The organism is Streptomyces sp. NPDC048297, from assembly GCF_043201585.1.
GTDB lineage: Bacteria > Actinomycetota > Actinomycetes > Streptomycetales > Streptomycetaceae > Streptomyces.
This window is the reverse complement of record NZ_JBICZA010000050.1, coordinates 27,005-46,845: the sequence shown is the minus strand read 5'-3', so window position 1 is coordinate 46,845 and position 19,841 is coordinate 27,005. Positions and strand designations below refer to the sequence as shown.

The 19,841-nt window shown below is 70.4% G+C and carries 17 protein-coding genes and 2 pseudogenes; 11 read left to right on the top strand and 8 right to left on the bottom strand.

All coding sequences use genetic code 11. From position 1 onward, the window contains the following. Positions 1–170 precede the first annotated feature (170 nt). From ACGFYV_RS34745 to ACGFYV_RS34735, 3 genes are all read right to left on the bottom strand, one after another. Positions 171–965: a hypothetical protein gene (locus ACGFYV_RS34745; protein WP_393882519.1), complete on the bottom strand. Its 795-nt coding sequence runs from the start codon at positions 963–965 to the stop codon at positions 171–173. Positions 966–1,196: 231 nt separating this feature from the next. Beyond that, positions 1,197–1,742: a helix-turn-helix domain-containing protein gene (locus tag ACGFYV_RS34740; protein WP_393882518.1), complete on the bottom strand. Its 546-nt coding sequence runs from the start codon at positions 1,740–1,742 to the stop codon at positions 1,197–1,199. Positions 1,743–1,882: 140 nt separating this feature from the next. Then, complete coding sequence (locus ACGFYV_RS34735) at positions 1,883–2,458, bottom strand: hypothetical protein (protein WP_393882517.1); 576 nt, start codon at positions 2,456–2,458, stop codon at positions 1,883–1,885. Between the two features lie 249 nt (positions 2,459–2,707). Here ACGFYV_RS34735 and ACGFYV_RS34730 point away from each other — a divergent pair, with 249 nt between their 5' ends. Both ACGFYV_RS34730 and ACGFYV_RS34725 read left to right on the top strand, forming a co-directional pair. Beyond that, positions 2,708–3,463 carry a PIN domain-containing protein gene (locus ACGFYV_RS34730; RefSeq protein WP_393882516.1) on the top strand — a complete coding sequence of 252 codons (756 nt, stop codon included), beginning with the start codon at positions 2,708–2,710 and terminating at the stop codon, positions 3,461–3,463. Between the two features lie 246 nt (positions 3,464–3,709). Continuing rightward, on the top strand, positions 3,710–4,231 hold the full coding sequence (locus ACGFYV_RS34725) for a hypothetical protein (RefSeq protein ID WP_393882515.1): 522 nt from the start codon (positions 3,710–3,712) through the stop codon (positions 4,229–4,231). 316 nt (positions 4,232–4,547) lie between these two features. Here ACGFYV_RS34725 and ACGFYV_RS34720 read toward each other — a convergent pair whose 3' ends face one another. From ACGFYV_RS34720 to tap, 3 genes are all read right to left on the bottom strand, one after another. Further along, positions 4,548–6,020: a serine/threonine-protein kinase gene (locus ACGFYV_RS34720; protein WP_393882514.1), complete on the bottom strand. Its 1,473-nt coding sequence runs from the start codon at positions 6,018–6,020 to the stop codon at positions 4,548–4,550. A 463-nt stretch (positions 6,021–6,483) separates the two neighbouring features. Beyond that, positions 6,484–7,074, bottom strand: coding sequence for a telomere-protecting terminal protein Tpg (gene tpg / locus ACGFYV_RS34715; protein ID WP_393882513.1), 591 nt, complete (start codon positions 7,072–7,074; stop codon positions 6,484–6,486). Between the two features lie 4 nt (positions 7,075–7,078). Then, a complete protein-coding gene (gene tap, locus ACGFYV_RS34710) occupies positions 7,079–9,184 on the bottom strand; it encodes a telomere-associated protein Tap (protein WP_393882512.1) in 2,106 nt (701 codons plus the stop codon). On the opposite strand from tap, the pseudogene ACGFYV_RS34705 reads away from it, so the two are divergent. The 3 genes and pseudogenes from ACGFYV_RS34705 to ACGFYV_RS34695 form a co-directional block, all read left to right on the top strand. Beyond that, positions 9,125–9,520: pseudogene (locus ACGFYV_RS34705) on the top strand (nucleotidyl transferase AbiEii/AbiGii toxin family protein); the annotation flags it as partial. The gene tap and the pseudogene ACGFYV_RS34705 overlap by 60 nt on opposite strands. Positions 9,521–9,665: 145 nt before the next feature. Continuing rightward, entirely contained in the window at positions 9,666–11,060 is a 1,395-nt protein-coding gene (locus tag ACGFYV_RS34700) for a CHAT domain-containing protein (protein WP_393882511.1), read from the top strand. 153 nt (positions 11,061–11,213) lie between these two features. Next, positions 11,214–11,351: a hypothetical protein gene (locus ACGFYV_RS34695; RefSeq protein ID WP_393882510.1), complete on the top strand. Its 138-nt coding sequence runs from the start codon at positions 11,214–11,216 to the stop codon at positions 11,349–11,351. A 162-nt stretch (positions 11,352–11,513) separates the two neighbouring features. Here the strand turns inward: ACGFYV_RS34695 and ACGFYV_RS34690 are convergent, their stop codons facing one another. Further along, the gene (locus ACGFYV_RS34690; protein WP_393882509.1) at positions 11,514–11,843 is read right to left on the bottom strand and encodes a hypothetical protein; all 330 of its coding nucleotides are present in this window, start codon (positions 11,841–11,843) and stop codon (positions 11,514–11,516) included. A 176-nt stretch (positions 11,844–12,019) separates the two neighbouring features. Between ACGFYV_RS34690 and ACGFYV_RS34685 the strand changes: the two genes are divergently transcribed. The 5 genes and pseudogenes from ACGFYV_RS34685 (at position 12,020) to ACGFYV_RS34665 (ending at position 16,829) form a co-directional block, all read left to right on the top strand. After that, positions 12,020–12,517, top strand: coding sequence for a hypothetical protein (locus ACGFYV_RS34685; protein ID WP_393882508.1), 498 nt, complete (start codon positions 12,020–12,022; stop codon positions 12,515–12,517). A 179-nt stretch (positions 12,518–12,696) separates the two neighbouring features. Then, a complete protein-coding gene (locus ACGFYV_RS34680; protein WP_393882507.1) occupies positions 12,697–13,632 on the top strand; it encodes an AAA family ATPase in 936 nt (311 codons plus the stop codon). Further along, the gene (locus ACGFYV_RS34675; protein ID WP_393882506.1) at positions 13,629–15,695 is read left to right on the top strand and encodes a DUF58 domain-containing protein; all 2,067 of its coding nucleotides are present in this window, start codon (positions 13,629–13,631) and stop codon (positions 15,693–15,695) included. The genes ACGFYV_RS34680 and ACGFYV_RS34675 overlap by 4 nt, the downstream gene beginning before the upstream one ends. Continuing rightward, a pseudogene (locus tag ACGFYV_RS34670) lies at positions 15,692–16,459 on the top strand (winged helix DNA-binding domain-containing protein); the annotation flags it as partial. The gene ACGFYV_RS34675 and the pseudogene ACGFYV_RS34670, both read left to right, overlap by 4 nt. Further along, positions 16,443–16,829 (top strand): DNA glycosylase AlkZ-like family protein, encoded by a 387-nt coding sequence (locus ACGFYV_RS34665; RefSeq protein ID WP_393882523.1) that lies wholly within the window; start codon positions 16,443–16,445, stop codon positions 16,827–16,829. The pseudogene ACGFYV_RS34670 and the gene ACGFYV_RS34665, both read left to right, overlap by 17 nt. A 76-nt stretch (positions 16,830–16,905) precedes the next feature. Here ACGFYV_RS34665 and ACGFYV_RS34660 read toward each other — a convergent pair whose 3' ends face one another. After that, entirely contained in the window at positions 16,906–17,892 is a 987-nt protein-coding gene (locus ACGFYV_RS34660) for an Ig-like domain-containing protein (RefSeq protein ID WP_393882505.1), read from the bottom strand. Positions 17,893–18,203: 311 nt separating this feature from the next. Here ACGFYV_RS34660 and ACGFYV_RS34655 point away from each other — a divergent pair, with 311 nt between their 5' ends. Continuing rightward, on the top strand, positions 18,204–19,841 hold the full coding sequence (locus tag ACGFYV_RS34655) for an FAD-dependent monooxygenase (protein ID WP_393882504.1): 1,638 nt from the start codon (positions 18,204–18,206) through the stop codon (positions 19,839–19,841).

Below are 19,841 nucleotides of genomic sequence, written 5' to 3'. Positions count from 1 at the left end.
GGAGGATGGAACTGAGGTCCGGCTTGGGGTGTTTCTCAGCAACAGCAAGAGCCGCCGGGCCAAGCTGACCGCCGACAAGCTGCGTGCGCTGGCCGCCCTCGGACTCAACTGGGCGTGAGCCATCAGTTCAAGGGGAGGGCCGTCTACCGGGCGCTTGCGGGGCGCCGTCGTCACGACCGGGCCGGCATCTCCATCGCTTTGCAGCGGGCTCCATACCGCCGCTCGGCGCGCTGTAGAAGCTGCAAACACGCCTTGGACAGCTTTTCGAGCTTTTCGTCGTCGACCCCGAAGTTCACCAGGTAGCCGTCAGGTCCACGGTTCAAATCAAGGACCTCAGCGGCACGGAGGTTGGGCCAAAAGCGGCCATGCGCGAGGCCGGAGGCCACGCGCCACAGCGCCCGCGTCTGGTCGGGTTCCATCTGGGCGGTCGCCGCAGCTTCAGTGATGATCTTTGTCGCGCTCGGCCTGGGCAACCCCGGAAGGCCCAAGCTGACGGCGAGCTGCCGGACTTCTTCATACCGCTGGGTGCCGGTCCTCCCCCAAGGACTGGTGATGTGATTGACGTCCGCCTCGTGGTCGGCCCGGTTGCGGAAGTCTTCAGCCCACAGAGTGAGCGTGCGGTGCCGACGCTCGACTCGGTCCTTGCCGTCCAGCAGCCACACGGCCGTAGCGAAGTTCTCCAGGGCGGCTCGTAGGAGCGTCCAGGGGCTGACCGGATCCACCTGTCGTGCCTCGGTCACGAGCTGAGTGAGGGCTTCGACATGAAGGAGGCCTGCTGAGAAGGACGAACTGATGAACTTGGATGCACCCCATGGATGCAGCGGCTTGTCGTCTGTGGCCAAGCTGCTGCGGACCTCAGGATCAGGCAACAGCCTGAAGTGGTCCTCAGCTCGATACTCCGCGGCGGCACCGAAAAGCGGGGCCAGGTAGGAAAAGTTGCCCAACTCTGGGGCAGAAGCGTTCATAATTCGGCCAGGTTACGCACCTTCGTGGTGTTGCGCCTTCGGTTATCCCGAACCAGAAGTCCGGGTGTACCCGACGCTGTCAACAGGCCCGGGGGCTTTTGCTGTCCGGGGCCAGCAACCTCGCATCCCAGGGGCTACACGCACTGGAGCGCGATGCCGTGGTTCTGAGCTGGGGCATCGCACTAGCGTGCGTGTAGCCCCTGGGATCTTGGGCCGCTCCCCCTCTGCGGGCTACGTGGCGGCCGGAGTCTGCCGGAATCCGGCGGCGATCTCATGGTGGCGTGCGGGCACCGTGTTCGGGCCGACGCGGACGTAGAACTCCGGGCGCTGTGAGTCACGGTCACGGTAGGCGTACATCTGGCCCCCGCCGGAGACCTCGATCGCGAGGACCTTCTTGCCGTCGTGGTCGATCACGCGTGACTCGTACGGCGGCACCGGCTCCACGCTGTCCCGGATCATGCCGACGACCTGGAGTTCCTGCTTGTCGACGGTCGGCTTCTCGGGCAGGCCCACGATCTGCAGGTCGTCGCGGACGCCGATCAGGACGGTGCCGCCGTCCCGCGATGCGAAGGCGGCGATGGTCTTCAACATCTTCTTCCGTGAGTCGCCCTCCGGGACCTCCCGTTTGCACTCCAGGTACGTTCCCTCTCCGTTCGCCAGGAGGATGTCCAGCTCCGGGCCGGGCTGCTCCCAGACGACCGAGGCATCGCGGGCGCGCCCGTACGCGGGAGCCGGGAAGTGGCGCCAGTCCAGCCACCCGTCTGCGCGGCGGAGCATCAGCAGGCTGTCGTGCGCGAGTCCGTGGGGCAGCGGGAAGCGATAGGTGCCGGGACCGTTGACGGGCTGGGGCTGGTTGCCCGCCGCCCAGCTCAGCGCCAGTTCCGCGCCGTCCAGGGCCTTGCCGGCGACGACGGCCGTCAGCAGGTCGGGCCCGATGGTGATCTGCTCAAGCCAGCCCGCGCGCTGCGGCTGGACGATGCGCCACAGGTCCGCACGGCCCGCGTTGCTGTCGTGGGGGGGCGCTGGTAGAGGAAGGCGCTGAGCGCCTGGTCGAAGTTCAGGAAAGAGGGGCCGTCCCCGACCAGGAGGTCGTGGCCGGGCTGGGGAGTGTTGGTGTCCCGGTTGAGGATCCACTCGGTGCGCGGCCACGGCGTAGTCACCCGGTCCCACTCTTGCTGGCCGCGCAGCCGGGAGGTGGAGGCGCTGGAGGGAGGCGGGCTCGGGGCGACGACTTGGAGGCCGTGGACGTCCTGGTCGTCACCGCGCAGCAGCGCGGCGACCGTCGGGCCGGGCAGGGACAGTTCCAGAAAAGCCGCCGTGCTGTAGCGCCAGGCTCGCTCCGTCACCGGGGTGTCGTCGTCCAAGGTGATCTGGCCATGGTGCAGTTGCCACTGTTGATCGTGAGGAACCAGTGCCAGCCGGACGTTCACGGTGGTGCGCTTGCTGAGCATGGCCACCAGTTCGGCCGTGTCCGTCTGCCCGTTGTTCGCCATGCCCGGCTTTCCTCTCCCTGCAGCGTGTGGAGTGCCGGACCAGACGCATCGTCACGGCCCGTGCTCCCGAGCAGGCTACGCCGGGGGTACTGAGCGGGAGACCAAATGCCTGCTGCCTCAGCGCAGGTGGTAGCCGAGCAGCACGATGCCGGCGGCCCGGCGCTGCGTTGCCCACCTGTGTAGGTTCAATTCCGTGTGTTCGAGACGGAGATTGAGATACTGCCTTCCTTTTGAGACTGGGAGGCCTGGTTGATCATCTTTGATACGAACGCGGTGAACCTTCTGTCACCTGATGGCGCGCGTGCCGACATCATCCGCAAGCTGCGGCAATCGGGACATCACAGGGTGGCCGTGCCGTGGATGGTGCTCGAGGAAATGGCCGCCCATAAGGCGCGCCTCTACCCGGTCAAGCACCAGGCTGTCCTGAACACCCTGGAGAAGCTGCGGGACATCCTGCCCTGGGAGCCGGAAAGCTCGCTGGAACCGCTGGACCTGGAGCGCTTCCTGGATCACTGGCGGAAGGTCTACGGAGAGATCTTCGAGGTGATCGAGACCAGCGACGGGGTCATCCGCAGGGCATTCCAGCGGGAGGCGATGGCCCAGCTGCCAGCGAAGCGCGGCAAGGACCACTCTGAAGGTGGCCGCGATGCGGCGATCTGGTTCTCCGTCCTGGAATTCCTGGAACAGAGCCCGGACCAGCACGTCCACTTCGTCACGAACAACAGCAAGGATTTCAGCGACGGGACCAGCTATCCGTACCCGCTGAACGAAGACATCCGTGGCCTGGAACACCGGCTCACTCTGCTGCAGGACTTCGACCAGGTCGTCTCCCAGTTCACCGAGGCGGTGTCCGGGAAAGACGCGGAGGCCGCTGTGCTCGAACTTCTGAAGTCGGCGTCCGTCCAGGAAGGGGTCGCCCAGGCAGCGGCGGGCCTCAGGCACCCTCACTGGTTTCGCCGGTCTCGGCGACGGCACCACGGTGGAGCAGTGGTGCGCGTGGTGTGAGGAACCCGAGATCGAACTGCTCAGCGTCACAGACGTCACGGGCCACAGGATCGAAGATGACGTCTGGTACACGGCGAAGGCCCGATGGCTGTTGTATGGCCTCGCGGTCGACGAGATGGAGTCGCTCTCCGGGCACATCGCCTGCGTGTGGGAGACGAAGGTCCTCTTCTCCACCCGCAACGATGAGACCCGACGCTCCTTTCGCTGGATGAACCGTCGCCGCCGGACACTGGAGACGAGTCGTGCATGGAGATCCTGCGGGGCCTCAAGAAGCGAGTCGCCGGCATCGCGGCGGATGCCAAGCGCAGCCTTCTGGCAGTTCAGACTCCGCTGGCAGGCTTGGGCACCGACCAGCTGCCTCCCTTGCTCGCAAAGCTCGATCTGGCCTCTCTTCGGCTTGCTCAGGATGCCGCCCGGGCGGCAGCACTCGTGAATGGCCCAGCGCAGCGCCTTGCCCGGCAGATCGCTGCCAACCAGAAGCTGATCGATGGTCCTGGCCTACGGTTCGCCCGGCAGATGGCAGCTCACAGTGCCGCCCTGCAGGCAGCAGCCAACAGTCCCGGGCTGCGCCTCGCTCAGCAGGCCGCTGCCTCGATGGCCAAGCTCGACATCGCCGCCTCAATCCCTCAGATCGGCGTGCCCGTTGTCACTCAGCCGACAAGCGGCGGGGCCGCCGTCGCTGAGGACGGTGAAGAGGAGCTGGAGGTTTCCGATGCCCAAGTCGGGCGGGACGTAACAGCCGAAGAAGGCGACGGCACGGCTGAGTAGACCTTCCGGATGAGCCCACGCGGCGGCTCCGGATCCGGGGGTGCGGCACATCTAGCGTGCGTCCATGGAAAACACCCGGATGCCCGAGCCGCTGCGGCGACACCGTCTCGTCTCTGAGGTGGTCATGCACTGCCAGTAGGTGCTGCGCTACACCGGGCCGGATATCGCGCATGACTGAAAGTCGCAGGGTCGTTGGATCAAGTGACTCCATAAAGCCGGGTCCCGGAGATGTCTTCACTTCCCGGGGCCTGTGGTGTGTCCGGCTGGCGTCACCGGAATTCGAGGGGTTTGGGCCGGCTGTGGCACGGCTCCTTGGTCATCGCCTCCAGGAACCCTGGGGGTCACGTTCGGGCATGGTTCTGGGGTGAGTGAGTTGGCCGGTCGCCGCCTCAGCGAGCCAGGCGGCCCACCGGCCGATGAGCTCGTTCAGGTCCCCGATGACGAGCGGGATGAAGGGCCAGGCCACCTGGTGCATCATCATCCCCGGGCCGACGGCGGCGCGTGATTCGTGGTGAGGGTCGAGCGCGAAGGGTTCCATGGTTCTCGCGGTGCCGCGCAGCGGGGTGTCCATGAAGGCGGTCTCGAACCACTGGTACTGGTCTTCTGTCTTCGCGTCGGCGTACCAGAGGGAGTGGCTGCGGCCCTCGTAGCCGTGGTGGTTGGCGGGAACTTTCAGGGAGAGGGTCGCTGAGGCGATGACGTCGAACGGTGCCGGTGTCGAGGTGGTGCGCCAGACCTCGGGGGCGGTCTCCCTCGGTCCGGACAGGGTCAGCTGGGCGTCGTCGATACGGACGGTCCACCCTCCCTGGTTGCCTCTGCGTACCTCCGCGCTCGGGGCAGCGGTCGTGAGGGTCGTAAGGAAGGCGTCAGCGATGAAGGAGAACGAGGTCGTGGCGGCATCGAGCAGGGCCTTGCGGCGGTCGGCCTCGGTGGCGTGTGCCGACGCCCGGCGGTCGGCTTCGGCTTGGCGCGCGACCGCGCCCTGGTTGGCTTCCGGGAGCGCGGCCAGCCCGCCGGAGAGTGCGGCGACGGGGATCTGCCCCAGCCGGGCGAGCGCGTTGCCGACTGCGGGGCGTGCCTGGGGCGCCTTGTAGAGGCATTCCGTGATCAGCGCGGCCAGGAGCGGGGGCGCGGCAGTGAGCGGTGGCTGGGTTCCGTGCAGGTGCTGGTCCTGGTAGTCGTGCTCGGCCGGTCCGGTGAAGGGCCTGGTGCCCTCCAGGAGCTCGTAGGCCAGGACGCCCAAGGCGTAGATGTCGGTCGCGCCGGTGGCCCGCTGGTACTTCCAGACCTCGGGTGCCATGTACGGCAGGCTTCCCCCGCCCTTGTAGGTGTGCTGGGCGGTGGTCGCTTCGGCGTAGCGGGCGATGCCGAAGTCGGCCAGGCACCAGCGGCCACCGAGCAACAGGACGTTCTCCGGTTTGAGGTCGCGGTGGACGACCTCGCGGTCCTTGAGGTCGTCGAGTGCTTCGGCGACGTCGGACAGGACGGCGACCACCTCGTTGAGGGGCAGCCGTCCGTGCTCCTGGATGTGGTCGCGCAGAGACTTCTCGGCACGGGGCATCACCAACACCCACTGGTCTTCGTGCTCACCGCTGTCGATGACCCGCACCATGTTGCGGACGCCGTCCAGGTCGGTGAACAGCATCTCGCGCTCGGTACCCGGCGCCTTGGGCACGAGCTTCACCGCCGCCTTCTCGCCGGCGGTGCTCTCCGCCTCAAACACGGCGCCGAAGCCGCCATCCCCAATGCGGGCGCCGACGGCCCACTCCTCATTCAGTGCCAGTCTCATGGTGCGCGTTGTCTCCATCGTCAACTGCTGTCCCATGAGGGCGGTTTCGCCCCGCTTCTATGGTCTCAGCCCCCACTGACATCGGTGGATCCATGTTGTCCCGGCCCTTCGGGGCGGGTCCCGGAGATGGCCGGCCTTCTCCGGGACCCGTGGTGGCCAAGGCGGGGCCAGATCTCTCCGGCCGCCGTGGGGATGAGCCAGTCGGCAGCTTCGGCGTCGGTCAGGAGCAGTGCCTGCGCCGGGTGGGCGGTGCCGTCCTGTACGACGTAGTCGCGGCCCGGTGCGCGCAGGGCTTCGGAGCGGGGCCGGCTCTCGGGGCGAAGCGCTGCCAGGTGTCGGCGCCGACCCGCGCGAGGATCACGGTGGCGAACTGCTCGCGGGCGGCGGATCCGAGGACGTCGATGGTGGGCCGTCCGTCGAAGAGGATGTGGATGCAGGCCTAGCATCCCGCGTCGGGACCAGATCAGAAGGAGACGTCGATGTAGTCGATGTCGGTGAATTCGACCTCAAGCTGGTCGGCGCGGCGTCCTCGGTCTTTGAAGTACTCCTCTTGGAGTCCTTGGGCGATGACTTCGTTGGGTGTCTGGTCGCCGATGCCGCGCTGTGCGTCGAAGAGGCGTCGGGCGTAGTCGGCCGGGAGGTGGACGGTGATGCGGCGCTGGCGGCCGTCGTCGGTCGTGCCGATCGGTGCGCTGTAGCCGAACCGGGCGCGGGCCTCCACGGTGATCCCGGTACGGGTCGCGGCCTGCTTGCGGCGCCGGTCGCGGACCCTCGGCTGCCAGCGGGCGCGTACCGCCGCGTCGATACGGTCGGCGATCTCCTTCGGCGGCTGTTTGCGCGCGCCGGTGCGGTAGCGCTCCACGGAACGCTGGGTGATGCCGAGTTCCTGGGCGACGGCCTTGGTCGTCTTCAGCTGCCGCAACAGGAAGTTGATCCGCCCTTTGAGGGTCTTGGGCGGTTCGTGGGTGAAGACTTCCTGGCCGGCGCGCTCGATGGCTTCCTGGACCAGGGCGTCGTCGGCGTCGGCGTTGCCCGGGCGGATCCGTCGCACCACGGGGCTACTCCCCTTCGTCCGCGACGGCGTCGCCGCCCTTGATGTGGCGGGCGGGGTTGTAGCCCTGTTCCATCAGGTCCACCGCCCACGCCATGTCCTGGACGCCCTCGACCTTGCAGAAGCCGGGGTTCGCGCCGATGCGGAACGTGCCGTAGACCGGTGTGCCGTCGCCGTTGCGCGGGAGGAAGTCCAGCGGGGAGGAACCTGGGCTGGCGTAGGCGACGCAGTCGGACAGCACCGCGAGCGGATACAGGCCGGTCAGGGCGGCGAGCTTGGCCATCTTGCGGTGCATGTTCACGCGCGCCTTGGCGATGAGCGTCGCCCGGATGTGCGGACTCCACGTCGCCCGTTCCAGGGCGGGCCAGCGCTCGCCCTCGGTGTAGTGGCGGCCCTGGGGTCGTTCGCGGAGCTTGCCGATGCCGCCCTTGACCGTCGACTTGATGGCGGACAGGACCATCGCGCCCTGCCGGTGCCGGCGTACCGCGGCTGCCAGGTCCTCCTCATTCTGGCCGGCCAGGTGCGCCAAGTCGGCGCGGCCGGGCGCGAGTTCACGCAGTGCAGTGCGCAGCACTTCGACGTCGTCCTGGTGGGCGGCGGCGTAGGTCTTGTGCAGGGCCATCGCGGTGAGGAACGCGTCTTCGTCGGTGTCCTTGTCGGTGGGTACGCCCATGTCGGCGGTCGTCGTGAGGAAGGCGTCCTTGAGACGGTCGTGCCACGGGTCCAGGTACGCACCCGTCCCGTGGCGCAGATATGCCTCGCCCGGTGTGACGTCGTAGCCGAGCTCGACCGCGTATGCCACGGTCGGTGTCGCGTACCAGCCGGGTCCTTCGGGGCGCTGTCCGGTGGGCGTGAACGGGTTCGGCAGACGCGGGTCCAGTGCGATGTGGGAGAGGTCGACCAGCCAGCTGCCGGGGATCTTCTTGTCGAAGGCCGGGGCCATGACGTGGACCGGCTCCGACAGGCCGACGGTGAGGCGGGCGGCGGCCGCGAGGAAGGCGGTATTGATGTCGATGCCGACCGCCCACGGGAGCAGGCACTCCTCATCGGACAGCAGCCGGGGGTCGCGGACCCACTGGTAGGCCTCCTCGTCCAGGAAGCCGCCCGTCCAGCCCTGGGCGGCGGGGTGTTCCGGCGGTGCCTCCGGCGGGGCCGGGTCGATCGGGCGGGTGAGCGCGCCCGGGTTCGGACCGGACACCCACTCGCCGGTCGCCTCGTCCTGCACAGGGCGGGTCGGCGGCCGCGTCGCGGTCATCAGCTCCAGCCCCGATACGGCGGTGGAGCCGCGCGGGGTGATGACCCGGGAGGCGTACACGCCCAGTACCCGGGCGAGGTCTGCGGGGTGCAGGGTGGCGGCGGCGCCCCAGGCGCGGGTGTCCAGGGCGTCCCAGGACAGGATCGCCAGCTGCACGCACTGGCGCTGGCTGCCCTTGGCAGGGCGGTAGATACGGGCCCAGGGGCCGAAGCCGCGCTGGGTGAGTTTCCACTTCGCCTTCGTGATCTGCTTGACGACCGGGTGGTCCTCCGGCAGCCGCAGGTCCCGGCGTGCTTCATGGCCCTCCAGGCACTCCGGCAGGCCGAACCGTACGGCGGCCGCCGCGGTCAGCACGATCAGCGGATCGGAGTCCTTGCCGTTCCTGTTCAGCCTGGGGGCGCCGATCCCGGACTCTTTCAGCGTCCAGTCGGCCAGCTGCGGAATCGTCGTCGCCGCGCACTCCAGCAGTACCCCGCCCAGGCAGAACGCCGTGCCCTCCCCGTCCAGCACCGCGAGCGGGCCATGGGGGAACCGGGGATCCGCCACGGAGGCGACGGCCTTCGGCCGGGCCGGGCGCGGCGATGTCGGTGCCCGCCTGATGGCGCCTGCCGGACGGAAGGCAGCAGAGGCCGGGCGCGGCGGAAGCGGGGAGTCCACAGAGGCTGGCACGGTCACCGGGGCACCGGCCGGACCGGCGGGGAAAGTCCGCGCATCCGGAGCAGCAGCGGCACCGGCCCTGCAGGGGGCGGGGATGACGGCCTCCAACGATCTGGCCGGCGCAACCGGGAGAGACGTTCCGTGATCAGCCGTGAGGAGATCGACGCGAAGAGCGCCGAGCTCGGCGTCGGCCCGTCCCACGTGCAGCGGGACTACGTCTTCGGCTGGCTCCTGGCCGGGCTCTACGGCGAGAGCCGGCTCGGCGACCGCCTCGTCCTCAAGGGCGGAAACGCCTTGCGGAAGGGGTACTTCGGGAACACCCGCTTCTCCGAGGACCTCGATTTCGCCTTCCCGGGCCGCATCGACCCGCAGGACTTCCTCGACGCGCTCAACGACATCGGCCGGATGGCGCAGGCCAGGACCGGAGTCCAGTTCCACTTCGACCGCACCGAGCAGCTCAGCAGGGAGAGCATCAACCGCGAGCAGACGGTCTACACGTACCAGCTGTTCTTCACCGACTTCTACGGCAAGAGCAGCAACGTGCCGGTGAGCCTCCACCTGGACGTCACCGAGTTCACCCGCCTCCAACTGCCTCCGCGGCTCCGATTCCGGCTCGGGCTCCGGCTCCTCCCTCGGCTCCGGCTCCGGCTCGGGCTCCGACCCACAGACGTCGGGCGCCTGCGTGCTCGACCGGGTGGTGTCGTCGTACACCCCGACACTGCGCGCGCTCATCGAGATCCGAGAGGCCCGCTCCCCCGTCGGCCTTCCAGGCAGGCTGCTGACCGTCGGCATGCCGGACACTGCGGGGCTCGAACCCCTGCCGCAGGTGGACGACGAACTCACGGCGCTCCGGGACCTGTTCCCCGCCGTGACGGAACTGCGGGGCACGGAGGCGACCCGACAGGCCGTGCGCGAAGCGCTGCGCGGTCACCCCTGGACACATCTGAGCTGCCACGGCGGCCAGAATCTGGGCCGCCCCTCGCGCGGCGGCATCGTGCTGGCCGAGGGGACGCTGACCATCGCCGATCTGCACACCGACCGCTTCGGACAAGGAGAGTTCGCATTCCTCTCGGCCTGCCGTACGGCCATGGGCGGCGCCACCGTTCCCGACGAGGTGATCACCATGGCGAGCGCGCTGCAATACGCCGGCTGGCGGCGTGTGATCGGCACGCTGTGGCCGGTCGGCGCCGACACGGCGGCCCGGCTGTGCACGCGGCTGTACGCGCGCCTGACCGGCACGGGCCGCTTCGACCCCGAGCCGACCGCGTACGCCCTGCACGACGCCGTATGCGAGCTGCGGGCCGACGATCCCCGACAACCGGCGCGCTGGGCTGCGTTCATCCAGGAGGCTCCCGAGCACATGGCAGTGTCAGAGCCGTCACCCGACCTGTCCCCCGATGTCATCCACCGTTTGGAACTCGCCGTCGAACTGAGCAACGACGGCCTCCACGAGCACGCGGAGCCCGAACTGCGTGCGCTCTTGGCCGACTTCGAACGCCAGCTGGGCCCGTTGCACGAGGAGACTATCGCGCTCTACGACAGACTCGGGCACACGCTCTACCAGTTGGAACGCCTCCCCGAGGCCGAAGCGATGCACCGCGAGGCCCTGTCCCGCAGCCGCCGCGCCCACGGCCTCGACCACGCCGACACGCTTGCCTACGCCCACAACCTCGGCGCGGCCCTGAGCATGGCCGGGCACACCGAGGAGGGCATCGGCCTGCTGACCGACACGGCCGAGCGCCGCGAGCGACTGCTCGGACCCGACCACCCGGAGACGCTCGAGACGTCCGCCGCACTCGGTTCGATCCTCTACTCGGCAGGTCGGACCGCCCACGGCCTGTCGATCCTGGAACGCGCCCACGGCCGATGCCTCGCCGTCCTCGGTCGCGACGCCGATCAGACCATGAGGGTCTGCAGTGACCTGGTCGCCGCCCTCTACACCTCCGGCCGCCGGCAGGAGGCGGCGGCGATGCTGGCGGGTCTCCTCAGAACCTACGAGCGGGTGTTCGGTCCGGACGACATCATGACTCTGCGGACACGGCAGCGGCTGATGGCGATGGGCTGGTTTCCCGGATGACCGAACCGGTCTCGTCCGGCTCCTGAACGTGAATGCGTCATGCCGTCGACATCCACGCCCGGCACGCCGGCAGCTCACGTGCTTCGAGCTCTTGAACTTCTTGATCGCCGGGGAGCGGTGTGCGAAGCTGCCGGTCGCACGGGAGGGGGCGGTGTGGGGCGTAGGCGTGCGGGCGGCAAGCGGCGGCACGGCACGATCGGCGCCGCACAGGCCGCGTTGAGTGTTCTGGTCGTGGACGGAGTCGTCCTGGGAGCACTGCTGCTGCACCCCGTCACGGGCCTGTTCGCATAGGGCCGCGGGCCGCTCGGCGGCAACTCCGTCCTCGTGGTCGGCCTCGCCCTGCTGTCACTCCTCGGCGGCGTCGCACTGCGCGGTAAGTACCTGGAGCAGATCGGCGCCGGCCGGGAACTCGGCCCGGTGGAGCAGCGGTTGGCGGACAGCGTGGCCCGCGTCCTACTGGCCGCACCGCTGGTCGTCCCGCTGCTCGTCCTGGTCCTGCACCGGTTCGGTTCGTCCGGCAAGAGCGACGAAGCCGACCACAGGCCCTTCCGCCCTCCCCACGCGCGGCAGGACCCGGTGCTCACCCCGCCACCGGAACTGCATGCCCCGCACAGTGACAACAGCGCGGACTCCGGGCTGACGCGCATCCTTCTCGTACTCGGCATCGCCCTGCTCGCCGTGGCTGTCCTGGTCACCGGGCTGCGCCTGTGGCGGTACATGACCCGGCCGCCGGCGCCGGAACTCACGGCGACGTACGCGACACCCGACGACGAACAGGAACACCTGGCTGAGGCTGTGAACTCCGGACACCGCGCCCTCCTCGACGGAACCGACGCCCGCGCGGCCGTCATCACCTGTTATGCGGCCATGGAGGAGTCGCTCGCCGGTTCCGGCATGGCCCGGCGCGCCTCGGACAGCCCGCAGGACCTGCTGGAGCGGGCCGTCGCGAGCGCAACTCCGTGTTGGGGGCGCCGGGTTCGGTGCGGCACTCGCTGGCCGTACTCGGCGTCGTCGCGGTCGCGGCAGAAGTACTGCTCGCCCTGGACGACGGCATTGCCGCGGCCTGCTCCGGCTTCGCCCTCATCACCGCCGTTGCGCTGGCCCTGGGGCGCTACGTTGCGGGCGGCGGCGCCCAGGACAGCGGCTACCGCAGGCCGGTGCGTCTGCTGGGCAGCCGCGCGCCGGCACTCGGCGAGTGGCGGCGCATCGTGGCCGACACCCTCACGGACGACAGCGGAATACACCTCCACACCGTCATGCGGCCGCAGTTGCAGCGGCTGTTCGCCGCCCGGCTGGCCGAACGGCACGGGGTGGCGCTGTACCGGAACCCGCAGCGGGCCCGGGTGCTGGTCGGTGCCGCGCTGTGGCCGTGGATCGATCCCGGGGCCGCCGCTCCGCAGCCCACTCTCCCCGAGCCCGTTCTGCGCTCCCTGCTCGACCGTCTGGAAGCCCTGTGAGTGGTGGCGCTGCGGCCCCACCCCGCAGCCCCGGGCACATCGACCCACTCCATCACCGCGCACCCCGCCCCCACGTACCCCATCCCCGCCCCGTGAGGATCCGACCGTGACGAGCCCCGTATCCCACCCCGGACCACCACATACTGACGCCCTGTCAGGCGGGCGAGCGGGCCGCGGCCGTGCTCGACGAGATCCGTACCGCCGTGGTCGGCAAGGCGGAACCGCTGGCGCTGGTGATGCTCGGCTTCCTCGCCGGCGGGCACGTCCTGATCGAGGACCTGCCGGGACTCGGTAAGACGCTGCTGGCCCGCTCCTTCGCCACCACTCTCGGCCTGGACTTCCGGCGCATCCAGTTCACCCCCGACCTGCTGCCCTCCGACGTCACCGGAGCACCGTTCTACGACCAGCGGACCGCCGACATGGTCTTCCGGCCCGGACCGGTCTTCACCCACCTGCTGCTCGCCGACGAGATCAACCGCACCCCGCCCAAGACGCAGGCCGCGCTGCTGGAGGCGATGGCCGAGTCCCAGGTGTCCATCGACGGAAGCACCCGGCCGCTGCCGGAGCCGTTCGTGGTCGTCGCCACCGCCAACCCCATCGAGTACGAGGGCACGTACACCCTGTCCGAGGCGCAGCTCGACCGGTTCCTGCTGCGGGTGCGGATGGGCTGTCTGACGGATTCCCAGGAGGCCGGCATGCTGCGCGCGCGTGTCGATCGGGCGGCGCCCGAAGCCGTTCTGCGCACGCTCAGCGGTCCGGGTGAGGTGCTGGCCATGCGGGCTGCCGTCGAACGCGTCGAGGCGGACGACGACCTGCTGGAGTACGCCGTCGCGCTGGTCGGTGCCACCCGGGCCCACCCGCACGTCCAGGTCGGTGCCTCGCCGCGTGGCGGCCTGGCCCTGGTGCAGCTCGCCCGTGCCCGTGCCGTCCTGGACCTGCGGGACTACGTGACCCCGGAGGACGTCAAGTCCGTGGCCGTGCCGGCCCTCGCGCACCGCGTCACCCTCAAGCCTGAGCTGTGGGTGCGGCAGATCGACGGCGACGACGTGATGCGCGAGATCGTGCAGTCCGTGCCCACCCCGCAGACCCTGCCGCGTACGCCGGTCGCGTCATGACGGAGCCGGTGTCGGGGCGCAGAGCTGCCGCCGCCGTCCAGCGGGCCCTGGACGGCCGCCAGGACGTGAGCGCCGAGCCCCCTCCGCCGCCCCCGCCCGGCCGGTGCATCGGTGAACGCGCGCTGCGGCTGGGCACGTTGGCCGTCGTCGCGCTGGCCGCCGCACTGGTCACCGGGCGCCCCTGGGTGCTCGCTCTCGCCGCCGGGCCTCTGGTGCTGCTCGCCCTCGCCCTGCCGGGCGGGCCGCGCCCGGACGCGGTGACGGCCGAGGCCGAGGTGGAGCCACGGCGGTGCTTCGAGGGCGAGCAGGTGACGGTGCGGATCGCGGTGGCCTACGACGGTGAGCCGGGCCGCCTGGATCCCGGCGTCACCCTCGGTCACGGGGTCCGGCTCGACCACCTCGCGGTCGGCTCGTACCGCGTCGATCTCGTCCTGACCGCGCGGCGCTGGGGCCGTTGGACGCTCGGCACGGTCGACGTCGACGTGTACGACCGTGGCGGGCTGGCCCGGCGAACCGTGCGGGCCGAACTCGACGAGATCGCCGTGTTCCCGGTGCCCGAACACGCGGGCCTCACGCCCGTCCCGGTCCGGTTGCCGCAAGGGCTCGGCGAGCACACCGCCGTTCAGCGCGGCGAGGGCGTCGAGGTCACCGGCGTGCACCCGTATGTGCGCGGCGAACGGCAGCGGCGGATCCACTGGCCGGCCACCACCCGTCGCGGCACCCTGCAGGTCCACCAGTTCGCCGCGGAGCGCACCGCCGACACCGTGGTGCTGCTGGACGTGCTCGCCGATGTGGTCGAGCCGGGCACCGGCGCGTCCTCGCTCGACGAGACCTTGCGGGCCGGCGCCGGGCTGGTGCGCGCCTACCTGCGCACGCACGACCGGGTCGGTGTCATGTCGGTCGGTGGCGCGATGCGATGGCTGCAACCGGGCAGCGGGCAGGGGTACTTCTACCGCATCGTCGAAAGCGTGCTGGGGGTCCGCAAGGACCTCGCGTACCGCACGGCGGGCCTCGGCCTGCTCCCACCGCCCGCGTTGCCCGAAGGAGCGCTGGTGTACGTCGTCACACCGCTGACGGACCAGCGGATCTTCGACGTCCTGCACCAGGTGCGCAAGCGGGCCAACCCGATGGTCGTGGTCGAGATCCCCACCGGCGACCCGGTCGTGGAGCCCGGCGGCACCGAGGGCGAACTCGCGCTGCCTCTGTGGCGGGCCGACCGCGACGCCATGCGCTTCGCCCTCGTGGAACGCGGCATCGCGGTCGTCGCCCACCGGCCCGGTGGGACCCTCGACCTCGCTCTCGCACCGCTGTTGCGCACCCGCACCCGCATCCGCACGGGGCCCGATGACTGCCGCCCCCGCCAGCTCCGCCCGGTCCACCCGGTCCACCCGGTCCGCCCGGTCCACCCGGTCCACCCGGTCCGCCCGGTCCGCCCGGTCCGCCCGGCCGGGCCCGCGTGCCGCCGGCAGCCGAACCGCCCGGCTCCTTACCCGTCTCACCTCCCGCATCACCGACCGGCTGCTCGGAACGGCCCTCGCCGTCGCCGCCTGCAACCCGCCGACCGCCCTGCACGCGGCGCTGCCCGTCAGGGTGCTGGTGCTCGGCGCGGCGGCTGCCGCGTGGTGGGCCGCTCCGATGGTCGACGCGCGCCCCGTCCTGACCTCGATGCCCTGGCGGACCGTCGCGGCCCACCGCAGGACCACGCTGCTGCCGGCCGCGGCGATCGCGGTCGCTGCGGCCACCGGCCCCGCGCTCTGGCTGGTCGTCTGCATCGCCGCCCTGCTGCTCGCCTACCTGCTCGTCACCGGCGCGTGGACAGCCGGTGTCACCGGACCGCCCGGCCGGCCACAGGCGACACCCGCGCTTTCGGCCGCCGCCGCGACCGCGGTGGTCCTGCTTGCCGCCCAGGCGCCGGTCGCGGGCACCTCGTACGCACGGCTGCCCGCCGCACTCGCCGTCATCGCGACCACCGTCTGCCTGGTACTGGCACTGGCACTGGCGTCGGCGCTGCGCACCCGTCGCCGTCCGCCCGGCTGAGACCGGCCAGAGGATCCTCCGTATGACCGTGCTCGGCGCTCGCGCCCTCAACCGCGCCCTGCTCGAACGGCAGTTGCTGATTCACCGTGATCCGCGTCCCGTCACGGAGGCTGTCGTGGACCTGGTGGGGCTGCATGCCCAGATCCCCACCAATCCGTACGTCGGGCTGTGGTCGCGGCTGCGGGACTTCGATCCCGTGGTCCTCTCGGAACTCGTCGAGAACCGCGGGCTTGTGCGGACGGCACTGATGCGATCCACCATCCACCTCGTCACGCCGGCGGACTGCATGGGCCTTCGGTCCGTGGTGCAGCCGGTGCTCGACCGCGATCTGTACAGCAACAGCACCCACGGAAAAGTGGTCAAGGGGCTCGACCTCGACACGGTCGTGGCGGCAGGCCGGTCCCTGCTGGACGAGCGGCCACGTACACCGGCCGAACTCGGCAAGCTGCTCGCGGAGAAGTGGCCGGACAGCAAGCCCGAGTCACTCGCCTACGCGGTTCGGAACCTGGCGCCCCTGGTCCAGGTTCCCCCGCGTGGTCTGTGGGGGAAGTCTGGCCGGCCGAAGCACGCCACGGCCGCACACTGGCTGGACCGGCCCGGCGAGGTCAGCCCCGAACCGGAAGCGATGATCCTGCGCTACCTGGCCGCGTTCGGACCCGCCACGGAAAACGATGTGCAGACCTGGTGCGGGCTGACCCGGCTGAACGAGGTGGTCGAACGGATCAGGCCGCGCCTGCGGACGTTCCTCGACGAGAACGGCCGGGAACTCCTCGATGTACCCGGCGCTCCCCTGCCCGACGAGGACACCCCGGAGACGCCGCGTTTCCTCCCCGAGTTCGACAACGTGTTCCCTGTCGCACGCGAACCGGGCCAGGATCATCCCGGACGGGCTCACCTTCGCCGAATTCTCCAAGAAGTGGGGCTTCTTCATGGCCCCGCGCGGCGGTGTGCTGCGGGGCAACATCCTGGTGGACGGCATGCTCCAGGGGGTGTGGCGGATCATGCGGCAACGCCGCGACCACACCCTCGTGGTCGAACCGTTCGTCCGTCTCTCGGCGCAGGACGCCGCCGCCCTGGAGGAGGACGGCCGAGCACTCCTCGCCTTCGCCGCCGACCGGCCTGCGGCACTGCGCGTCGAAACAGCCCCTCCCGCTTCCTGACCGTCGCCGGGACAGCGGGAGTTCGGTGCCCTGTGCGCCGGCCCGCGACGCTGTGCTGCGCCGCAACCGCAGTGCGTCACAGCGTCGCGGTCGTCCCCTCGCCGGACGCGCTGCCCGCGAGCCACTCGTCCCATCCCAGGTTGAAGTCGGCGTAGCCGTTGTCGGCCGGGGCCTTGGCGCGGGACGAGCCGGTGATGGTGACGGGGTCGCCCTGCTTGACCTGGCCGTAGAACCACTTGGCGTCCGACATGGACAGGTGGACGCAGCCGTGCGAACCGCGGGCGCTGCCGCTGCCCGGGGTGGGGTCGCCGGTCGAGTAGTGCACGTACGTGCCGGACTGGGTCAGGTGGACGTCCCAGGGCAGCGTCAGGTCGTAGTAGTTGGGGCTGCCCTTGTCGCAGCTGATGCCGACGCTGCAGGAGGTCATGTGGACCTTCTTCTGCTTGTCGATGACGGCCATGGTGCCGTTCCACGTCGGATACTGAGGGCTGCCCGCGTTGATCGACAGGGTGCGCACCAGCTTGCCGTTGCGGCGCACCTTCATGGTGTGGCCGGTCACCGAGACATCCGCGCGCACGTCGTCGCCGATCTTGAAGGTGTGCGTGTAGCCGTGCACGCCGTAACGGCCGTTGCCGTTGCTGACGCCCTTCATGTCGGCGTCGATCTTCACCGTCGTGCCGGAGGGCCAGTACGTCTTCGGTCGCCAGTCGGCACGCCTGTCACCGAACCAGTGCCAGGCGCCCGCCACCGGCTGCGAGGTGCTCACCTTCATGTGCTTCTCCACCGTGGCCCGTGCCTTTGCCGCCACAGGGTTCGTGAAGATCACCGAGATCGGCATGGCCACGCCGACCGTGGTGCCCGTCTGCGGGGTGATCGTCTCCAGCAGCATCGGCGGGCCGGCGGGCTTCGTCGGTGACGGAGAGGCACTCGCACCCGGCCCGCCCGACGGCTTCGCGTCGCCACCGCTCGCCGTGTCCTTGCCGCCCTGGCCGCAGGCACTCGCACCCACCAGCATCGCACCGGTGACGAGTGCGATCCCTATGCAGTTCTTGCGCCGTCCCACGACCCGCCCCGCTCTCTCGCTCCTCGGCCCTGACGGGCCCGACTCTCTGTCAGACAGCGAGTATGTGGCCCGCAGTTGCGTGCGTCGCGTAAAGCGTGCGTCAAGGCTTGGCGCGGCGCGTACCGCCGGATCGCGGACGACGAGGGGCGCGACGTCGTCGCCTCGCGGATGAAGGAGGCGGTGTCCGTATCCGAGCCGAGGGGTGCAAGAGCGCGTGGGTGCACGGGTGCGTGGGTGCACGGGTGCGTGGGTGCGTGGTGCACGTCGATGCGCTGATTGCGGGCGGCCCAGGTGTACGGGAGATTGGCCTCATGCGCCGGACTCCCGATCCCGGAACCCTGGCCGGCACGTCCGTGGCCGGGGCGTCCGTGGCCGGGGCCGACGCGGCAGTGTTGATCGTCGGCGGCGGCCCGGTCGGGCTCACCGCTCGCGCCCTGCTGGAGCGCTGGGGCGTGCGGACCCTGTTGGTCGAAAAACACGGGGAGCTGTCACCGCTTCCTCGGTCCCGGCTGGTCAACGTCCGCTCCATGGAGATCTTCCGCGGGCTCGGTACCGCCGCCGCGATCACGGCCAACGCGTTCGCCCCGGAGTACGGCCGCGTCCGCTTCCGCGACACCCTGCGCGATCGCGACTTCGCCTCGGCGGCGATGATCGGGGTGAACGCGCCAATGCGCGAGAGCCCCATGAGCGGCGTGGTCACCTCGCAGGACCGGCTGGAACCCGTCCTGCTCGCCGCGGCACACGGGCCGGTGCGGTTCGGGGCCGAACTCGTCGGCCTGGTCGAAGAGGCCGACGCCGTCGTGGCCCTGCTCGCCGACCGCCGGTCGGGGGAGCGGACGAGTGTCCGGGTCTGTTACGTCCTCGCCGCCGACGGCGCGAACTCCACCGTCCGGCACCTGCTGGGCATCGGCACCACCGGTCCGGGCGCACTGGGGAAGGTCACCACCGTCGTCTTCGACGCCGACCTCGGCCGCTGGTGCGCCGGGCAGCCCGCCGGGGTCTACTTCACCGCGCTCGGCTCCTTCATGCCGCTGTACCCGGAAGGAGGCTGGGCCTGGTTCGGACCCACGCCCGAGGACGCCGAAGGTACCGACTGGGCCGACCTCGTCAGGCACGCCCTCGGTCCCGGCGACGGCGTACGGCCCGAGGTACGGCGGGTCGAGCACTGGGGGATGAACGCGTTCGTCGCCGAGCGGCTCCGGCACGGACGGATCCTGCTGGCCGGAGACGCCGCGCACGCGGTCCCCATCATCGGCGGCCTGGGCATGAACGCCGGGCTGGCCGACGTGCACAACCTGTGCTGGAAGCTGGCCGGCGTGCTCCAGGGGTGGGCCGGGCCGGGACTGCTGGACACCTATGAGGCGGAACGGCGGCCGGTGGCCCACCTGACACTTCGCCAGGCGGTCACCAACGCCCGGCTGCTACGCGACGCCCAGAGCCGACGGCGCGAGCAGCTGCGGGCCGGCGGCGCGGCACCGGACCAGGTCGAACTCCCCTGGACGGAACAGTACTTCGCGCAACTCGGCCTCGTACTCGGAGTCGCCTACCGCTCCGCGGCCGTCCTCACAGGCGACCACACCCCGCCCGAACCGTCCGATCCCTCCACCGACTACGTGCCCACCGCTGAACCGGGCCACCGCATGCCCCACCTCTGGCTCACCCACGACCACTCCACCCTCGACGCCTCGGGCGAATGGTTCACCCTCCTGACCCCGGACCCCGCCACCTGGGCACCCCACACCACTGCGCCGCCGCCCGTGCGTATCGAGCCCCTCCCGCGCGAGCACACCGCCGTCTGCGGCGTGGGCCCCCGTGGCGCACTCCTGGTCCGCCCGGACGGCCACATCGCGGCCCACTGGCCCGCCGGCCCGCGCACCCCGGACACCCTCACGGAAGCTCTTACCGCCCTTACCGCCCTCACGGGCTCTCATGACGGGCGGCGGCCCTGA

Excerpts from the sequence above, each read along its gene's own strand:
- ACGFYV_RS34745 (WP_393882519.1), bottom strand. The coding sequence starts at position 965 with ATGAACGCTTCTGCCCCAGAGTTGGGCAACTTTTCCTACCTGGCCCCG.
- ACGFYV_RS34740 (WP_393882518.1), bottom strand. The coding sequence starts at position 1,742 with ATGCTCCGCCGCGCAGACGGGTGGCTGGACTGGCGCCACTTCCCGGCT.
- ACGFYV_RS34735 (WP_393882517.1), bottom strand. The coding sequence starts at position 2,458 with ATGGCGAACAACGGGCAGACGGACACGGCCGAACTGGTGGCCATGCTC.
- ACGFYV_RS34725 (WP_393882515.1), top strand. The coding sequence starts at position 3,710 with ATGGAGATCCTGCGGGGCCTCAAGAAGCGAGTCGCCGGCATCGCGGCG.
- ACGFYV_RS34720 (WP_393882514.1), bottom strand. The coding sequence starts at position 6,020 with ATGAGACTGGCACTGAATGAGGAGTGGGCCGTCGGCGCCCGCATTGGG.
- ACGFYV_RS34675 (WP_393882506.1), top strand. The coding sequence starts at position 13,629 with ATGACGGAGCCGGTGTCGGGGCGCAGAGCTGCCGCCGCCGTCCAGCGG.
- ACGFYV_RS34665 (WP_393882523.1), top strand. The coding sequence starts at position 16,443 with ATGTACCCGGCGCTCCCCTGCCCGACGAGGACACCCCGGAGACGCCGC.
- ACGFYV_RS34655 (WP_393882504.1), top strand. The coding sequence starts at position 18,204 with ATGCGCCGGACTCCCGATCCCGGAACCCTGGCCGGCACGTCCGTGGCC.